Source organism: Clostridium sp. MCC353 (assembly GCF_018785315.1).
Lineage (GTDB): Bacteria > Bacillota > Clostridia > Lachnospirales > Lachnospiraceae > CHH4-2.
Genome location: NZ_WQPN01000017.1, coordinates 97,676 through 104,640 on the forward strand (window position 1 = coordinate 97,676; position 6,965 = coordinate 104,640).

Sequence of the window (6,965 nt, forward strand, 5' to 3'; positions counted from 1 at the left end):
ATGCTTTTCTTTCCATAAAACAGCTTTATGGATGGAAAAGCTTTTTGCACTTTACATACAAAAGTATTTTTGTGAAAAAACCGCTGGCAGCGGAGGAATGGAGACAGGTATGAACGTTAAAGATTTTTATTTTGATTTGCCCCAGGAGCTGATTGCACAGGATCCGCTGGAGGATCGTTCTGCATCCAGACTGCTTGTTATGGATAAAAAAACGGGAGAGATAGAACACAGAATATTCCGTGATATTGTATCGTATTTAAATCCGGGGGACTGCCTTGTAATCAATGATACCAAAGTGATTCCGGCCCGTCTTTTCGGCGTGAAAGAGGATACACAGGCGAAGATTGAGGTGCTGCTCCTGAAAAGGAAGGAAAACGATATCTGGGAAACCCTGGTAAAACCGGGGAAAAAGTGCAGGCCGGGCACAGTCTTATCCTTTGGAGACGGCCTGCTGACAGGAACTGTGGTGGATGTGGTGGAAGAGGGAAACCGTCTGATCCAGTTTCATTACGAAGGCATTTTTGAGGAAATCTTAGACCGGCTGGGACAGATGCCGCTGCCGCCTTATATCACTCATCAGTTGAAGGATAAGAACCGTTATCAGACGGTTTACGCAAAACACGACGGTTCGGCCGCTGCCCCCACCGCCGGCCTTCATTTTACCAATGAGCTGTTAAAAGAAATTGAGGATATGGGGGTGAAAATCGCCCATGTGACGCTTCATGTGGGACTGGGAACCTTCCGGCCTGTGAAAGTGGACGATATTCTGGATCATCATATGCATTCTGAGTTCTACATTGTGGAAGAAGAAGAGGCAAAAAAGATCAATGATACCAAGAAAAACGGCGGACGTGTGATCTGTGTGGGAACCACAAGCTGCCGTACCATAGAATCCGCAGCAGGAGAAGACGGTGTGTTAAAGGCCGGAAGCGGCTGGACGGACATCTTCATCTATCCGGGCTACCAGTTTAAAATTCTGGACTGCCTGATTACCAATTTCCACCTGCCTGAGTCCACTCTGGTCATGCTGGTTTCCGCCCTGGCCGGACGGGAACACGTTCTTCATGCTTATGAAGAAGCGATTAAGGAAAAATACAGGTTCTTCAGTTTCGGGGACGCCTGCTTTTTTACCAATCTGAAATGACGGGGAGGTCATAAATGCCGGTTAGACTGAATAAATATCTGAGTGAGATGGGAGTCTGCTCCCGCCGGGAGGCAGACCGTCTGATTGAAAGCGGCAAAGTGCTGGTAGACGGCCGCGCTGCCGTTACCGGAATGAAAATTGAAGATGGCCAGACCGTGGTCTGCGACGGGAAAGTGGTCGGAGGACAGGCGGGAAAAAAGAAGGACAAACCGGTCCTTCTGGCGGTCAATAAGCCCCGGGGCATCGTCTGTACCACATCGGATAAAGACAGGGCGGAAAATATTGTGGAATTTATGAATTATCCGGTCCGGATTTATCCCATAGGCCGTCTGGATAAGGATTCAGAAGGGCTGCTGCTGCTGACCAATCAGGGAGACCTGGTCAACCGGATTATGAGAGCGGGAAATGAACACGAAAAAGAGTATCTGGTTAAGGTCAATAAACCGGTTACAAAGGAGTTTATAAAGGCCATGGGAGAGGGAGTGCCGGTTCTCGGTACAATTACCAGACCTTGTTTTGTGGAAACCGTGGGAAAAGACCGTTTCCGGATTATTTTAACTCAGGGGCTGAACCGCCAGATCAGAAGAATGTGCGAATATCTGGGATACCGGGTGCTGGAATTAAAGCGGACGCGTATAATGAATATCCAACTGGGCAATTTAAAAACAGGGGATTACCGGAACGTGACTCCCGCAGAATATGAAACGTTATTGGAAATAATAAAGGATTCCACGAATCTGCCCTATAAGGAGAAACAGGATGGACGAAAAAATTCTTAGAATGAAAGAATTAGTTGGTATTTTATCAGAGGCCGGCAAAGCCTATTATCAGGAGAGCCGGGAACTGATGAGCAACTTCGAATATGATAAACTATATGATGAGCTGGTGAGCCTTGAAAGGGAGACGGGGGTGGTGCTGTCACTCAGTCCAACTCAAAACGTGGGATATCAGGTACTCAGCGAACTGCCCAAAGAGGCCCACAGTTCTCCCATGCTTTCGCTGGACAAGACAAAGGAGGTGTCCGCTCTTCAGGAATGGATCGGTGACCAGAAGGGGCTTTTGTCATGGAAGCTGGATGGTCTGACCATTGTGCTGACTTATGAAAACGGCACGCTCTCAAAAGCGGTTACCCGGGGAAATGGAGAAATTGGGGAGGTGATCACCAATAATGCCAGAGTATTTTCCAATATCCCTTTAAACATCGCATATGACGGCCAGTTGGTTTTAAGGGGCGAGGCTGTCATCAAATATTCGGATTTTAACCGGATCAATGACGAAATCGGAGATGTGGATGCCAAATACAAAAATCCCAGAAACCTTTGCAGCGGGTCCGTCCGCCAGCTTAACAACGAGATCACAGCTCAGAGGAATGTAAATTTTGAAGCATTTGCTCTGGTGAGCGCGGATGGGGTGGATTTCCATAATTCCAGAAAGGAGCAGTTTGAGTGGCTTCGCAAACTGGGATTTGATGTGGTGGAATACAGAGAAGTGACGAAAGATACCCTTCCTGAAACCGTTGCCGAATTCGCCAAAGCCGTGGAAGATTACGATATACCGTCCGACGGGCTGGTTCTCACCTATGACGACATCGCATATGGTGAATCCCTGGGACGGACCGCGAAATTCCCCAGAAATTCCATCGCATTTAAATGGGCGGATGAGATTCGGGAAACCACATTGAAAGAGATTGAATGGAGCCCGTCCAGAACAGGGCTGATCAATCCGGTGGCCATATTTGAACCGGTGGAACTGGAGGGGACCACGGTCAGCCGGGCCAGCGTGCACAATATCAGTATCCTGGAGGCGCTGGAGCTGGGGGAAGGCGATTCCATTACCGTTTATAAGGCTAACATGATCATACCGCAGATCGCGGAGAATCTGACCCGGAGCGGTAAGGTACAGATTCCTAAGATTTGTCCGGTATGCGGCGGAAATACGGAGATCCGCCAGGTTGTGGATGTAAAATCCCTGTACTGTACCAACCCGGACTGTCAGGCCAAAAAGATCAAAAGCTTTTCCCTGCTGGTGAGCCGGGACGCGCTCAATATCGACGGATTGTCGGAGGCTACGCTGGAAAAGTTCATCGCTTCCGGTTTTATCCATGAGTATGCGGACATCTTTCATTTGGACCAGCATAAAGAAGCGATTGTGGAGATGGACGGCTTTGGCCAGAAGTCCTATGATAACCTGGTGGAAGCCATTAAAACGGCATCCCACACCACGCTGCCCAGGGTGATTTATGGCCTTGGAATTACCGGCATCGGTTTAGCTAATGCCAAAATGCTGTGCAGGGCGTTCAAATATGATTTTGACGCCATGCGCCGGGCTGGGGCGGAAGAGCTGATTGATGTGGACGGGATCGGCGGGGTTCTGGCGGAGGCCTGGACTGCTTATTTTGCCGATACAAAGAATAACAGGATTGTGGATCACCTGCTGGATGAACTGGATATTGAGGCAGAACAGGTGGAGACGGAAAACCAGATCTTTGACGGCATGACATTTGTCATAACCGGCTCGGTGGAACAGTTTGCCAACCGCAAAGAGCTTCAGCGGGAAATAGAAGCCAGAGGCGGGAAGGCCACCGGTTCGGTCACTTCGAAAACCACATATCTGATTAACAATGATACGGCTTCCAATTCTTCCAAGAATAAAAAAGCCAAGGAACTGGGTGTGCCGATCATTTCAGAAGAAGATTTTATAAAAATGATGAACCAGGGTGTGTCTTAAAATTGCTTTCAAATACACTCTGGCAGGGATAGAGTACAGGAGAGAAAAATATGCCAATTAAAATACAGAAAGATTTACCGGCCAAGGCCATACTCGAGTCAGAGAATATATTTATTATGGATGAGGACAGGGCGGTCAGCCAGGACATCCGCCCCCTTCAAATCCTGATTTTAAATTTAATGCCGATCAAAGAGGATACGGAAACCCAGCTTCTGCGGGCGCTTTCCAACACTCCGCTTCAGGTGGACTGCAGCTTTTTAATGCTTTCCACCCATATTTCTAAAAATACTTCGGCCAGCCATTTAAATAAATTTTATGTGCCATTTTCGGAGATTAAAAAGAAGAAGTATGACGGCATGATCATTACCGGGGCGCCGGTGGAGAATCTGCCCTATGAAGAGGTGAACTACTGGGATGAACTGACCATGATTATGGAATGGTCTAAAACCCATGTGACCTCCACCCTGCATATCTGCTGGGGGGCCCAGGCCGGCCTGTATTACCATTACGGCATTCCAAAATATGAAAGAAAAACCAAGTTATCAGGGATTTACCGCCATAAGGTGCTGAACCGCAAAGTACCGCTGGTTCGGAGTATGGACGACTATATTATGGCTCCTCATTCCAGATATACGGAAGTGCGCAGGGAAGATGTGGTGAAACAGCCGGAACTCATGATTCTGGCGGAATCTAAGGAGGCGGGAATCTTTCTGGTGATGAGCAGAGACGGAAAACAGGTGTTTGTCCAGGGACATCCGGAATATGACAGGATGACGCTTAATAATGAGTATCACAGGGATTTGAAAAAGGGCCTCCAGCCGGAACTTCCCTGCAATTATTATGAGGATAATGATCCGTTTTCCATACCGGTACTTACCTGGAGGAATATGTCTAATACTTTATACAGTAACTGGCTGAATTTCTACGTTTATCAGGTAACGCCTTACTTGTTGGATGTGGCTGAGTAAAAAAGCTTGTAAAAACGGGGGCATCCCTGAGTTTAAGGCAGTTTGCGGAAAAATGATATAGGCATATAGCTGACATAATTTGGAGTGATTTAGAGTAATTTGGAGCCTGATTGGTGTCAAATAGTTTGAAATTCAGGAAAAGTATAATGAAATTTATTATTAAGACATCTGAATAAGTCCATTATCAGTTCTATTAATATGATTGATAATGGGCTTATTTTAGTGCTTTAAATTGTGCTTATATATTTATTGTTTTAAATCGATGATCTGCTTTTTAGACTCAGCCCATAACGAGCGTTTTCGTGAATAATGGGCATGGTGTTAAAGGGATTAAATTTGATTTAGAGAACGATCGACTGAATTACATATACTATGAATATTACAGGAATTAGGTTTCGCACTTTAAATCACTATTTATAGATGAACTCTTTCAAATTTATTTGCTGGGCTTCATAGTGTCCGGGAGTTTACCGGGCAGATTAAGTGGGGCAGTGCTCAGGATGACATTTTCTGCACATGTGCTCAAACCTATATATTTTTAGAATTTGTTGTAAGAATTGTCGCGTACGAGGAATGCGATACATGAGTCTAAAGATATAGTTGAAAAATGGAATAGCATATAGAGATAAAAAATTTAATGAGAAGACATATCGGATTAATTCTGGTATGCGTTTATTTTTATTGTAATAATCGCAATATGAAAGAGATTGTTGTTGCTTGTGATCAGGAGTATAATATTATCATATCATTACGGGAGGTTAATAAAATGGCAGAAGAAAAGGTAATGTTTCTTGGAGAAGAATATATTTTTCCAGAGGAATTGAGGGAATACATTAATTATTGTAATGAGTTTGAGAAGATAAATAATAGGTTGTCTGATTCACTGCTCGTTACAATGAAAATGCCAATATTGTCAGAAAATGATGAACCAGATCAACTTGGGTATTTAGAAACTAAATTTAAAGATAAAATGAGACAAGAAGGAAAGCAGGTAATCTCCATGCTTTCAAAACATAATATCTTTGATATTACAGAAAGTGATTTAGTAGATAATAATAAAGGTTATCTCTATTATGCAGATGTTTATAAAAAGTGTTTTGCCCAAATAAAACAAAATCTTATTGATGAATTGGATAGTTTTTTGGAAGGTTTTGATAATGCTCAACAATCGGCTTATTCACAAATTACAGGAACCGGTATATCTATGTATTCCAGTAGTATCATTGCACATATGACATTAGCAGCTTTTGAAACCAGTACAGTCAAAATGCAATGCGAAAAAGCTGATAGAGAATATGAAAGAGCAATGGATGAAATGTCTAAAAGAACTGCCAGTGAACGCGAACGAAAGGATATGGCAGTTATGATAAAAGCATATTCAGATATTGCAGATGCAGTTAGTATGTTTATATCTGAGTTAATGCATGTTTTTTTTACTAAGCTACAAGAGAATTCTATTTTTAATTATTCAAAGGTTGAAATATATGATATAAAAAGATCAACTGAATTATTGAAGAATCTATCTTTAGTGGATAATAAAAAGAGCGTATTGGTTCAAGCGTTTAGGAACTGCCCATACAATCCTGACATATACCAGCAAGTTCTTTTATATGGGATGTGTGATATGGACACATTCAAAACTGCACAACATTTCTATCAGAATGATATTTTACTTAGTATTATTGAGGATTATTGCAAGAATAATTTAAAAAACGATAATATTTCAGAATCAATAGCCGTGTTGGCATATTACAAAGGTGTTGATACAAGGGAAATATGGAGGTCTATGTATGACACTGAGATAAAGGATATTGAAAGTAAATATATTGAGTTACATACAGTTTTAAAGGATAATGTCTGTTTATGCAGGTGGATAAAGGATAATATCACAAAATCAACGGATAACTTATTGAAAAAATCCATTGACGATATTGCAAATGAGATTACAAAGAAGATTGACAATATTGTATCTGAAAATGTATACAATAAGTATATTTCTATGGATTTAATTAGACCAGAAACATTGAGATTAAGTGAAAGCCAATCCACAAATAGAAGTAGTATTAACTCTGAACTTACATCTAAACTAATGGAATGTGTTATAGAATATATTGCTGAAGCCATAA

The 6,965-nt window shown here is 42.7% G+C and carries 5 protein-coding genes; all 5 read left to right on the top strand.

Annotated features, from left to right (window positions below; translation table 11 throughout):
- The first annotated feature begins 109 nt into the window (after positions 1-109).
- Positions 110-1,144, top strand: coding sequence for a tRNA preQ1(34) S-adenosylmethionine ribosyltransferase-isomerase QueA (gene queA / locus GPL15_RS04545; RefSeq protein WP_215696434.1), 1,035 nt, complete (start codon positions 110-112; stop codon positions 1,142-1,144).
- Between the two features lie 14 nt (positions 1,145-1,158).
- Complete coding sequence (gene rluF / locus GPL15_RS04550) at positions 1,159-1,923, top strand: 23S rRNA pseudouridine(2604) synthase RluF (protein ID WP_215696437.1); 765 nt, start codon at positions 1,159-1,161, stop codon at positions 1,921-1,923.
- On the top strand, positions 1,904-3,871 hold the full coding sequence (gene ligA, locus GPL15_RS04555; protein ID WP_215696439.1) for an NAD-dependent DNA ligase LigA: 1,968 nt from the start codon (positions 1,904-1,906) through the stop codon (positions 3,869-3,871). Before rluF ends, ligA begins: the two co-directional genes overlap by 20 nt.
- A 50-nt stretch (positions 3,872-3,921) precedes the next feature.
- Complete coding sequence (gene metA / locus GPL15_RS04560; protein WP_215696440.1) at positions 3,922-4,839, top strand: homoserine O-succinyltransferase; 918 nt, start codon at positions 3,922-3,924, stop codon at positions 4,837-4,839.
- 766 nt (positions 4,840-5,605) lie between these two features.
- Positions 5,606-6,965, top strand: a 1,360-nt coding sequence (locus tag GPL15_RS04565; RefSeq protein WP_215696442.1) for a hypothetical protein, incomplete at its 3' end; no start/stop codon positions are given.

Bases quoted from the DNA above. Each gene is read 5' to 3' on its own strand.
- rluF (WP_215696437.1), top strand. From the start codon at position 1,159: ATGCCGGTTAGACTGAATAAATATCTGAGTGAGATGGGAGTCTGCTCC.
- ligA (WP_215696439.1), top strand. From the start codon at position 1,904: ATGGACGAAAAAATTCTTAGAATGAAAGAATTAGTTGGTATTTTATCA.
- queA (WP_215696434.1), top strand. From the start codon at position 110: ATGAACGTTAAAGATTTTTATTTTGATTTGCCCCAGGAGCTGATTGCA.
- metA (WP_215696440.1), top strand. From the start codon at position 3,922: ATGCCAATTAAAATACAGAAAGATTTACCGGCCAAGGCCATACTCGAG.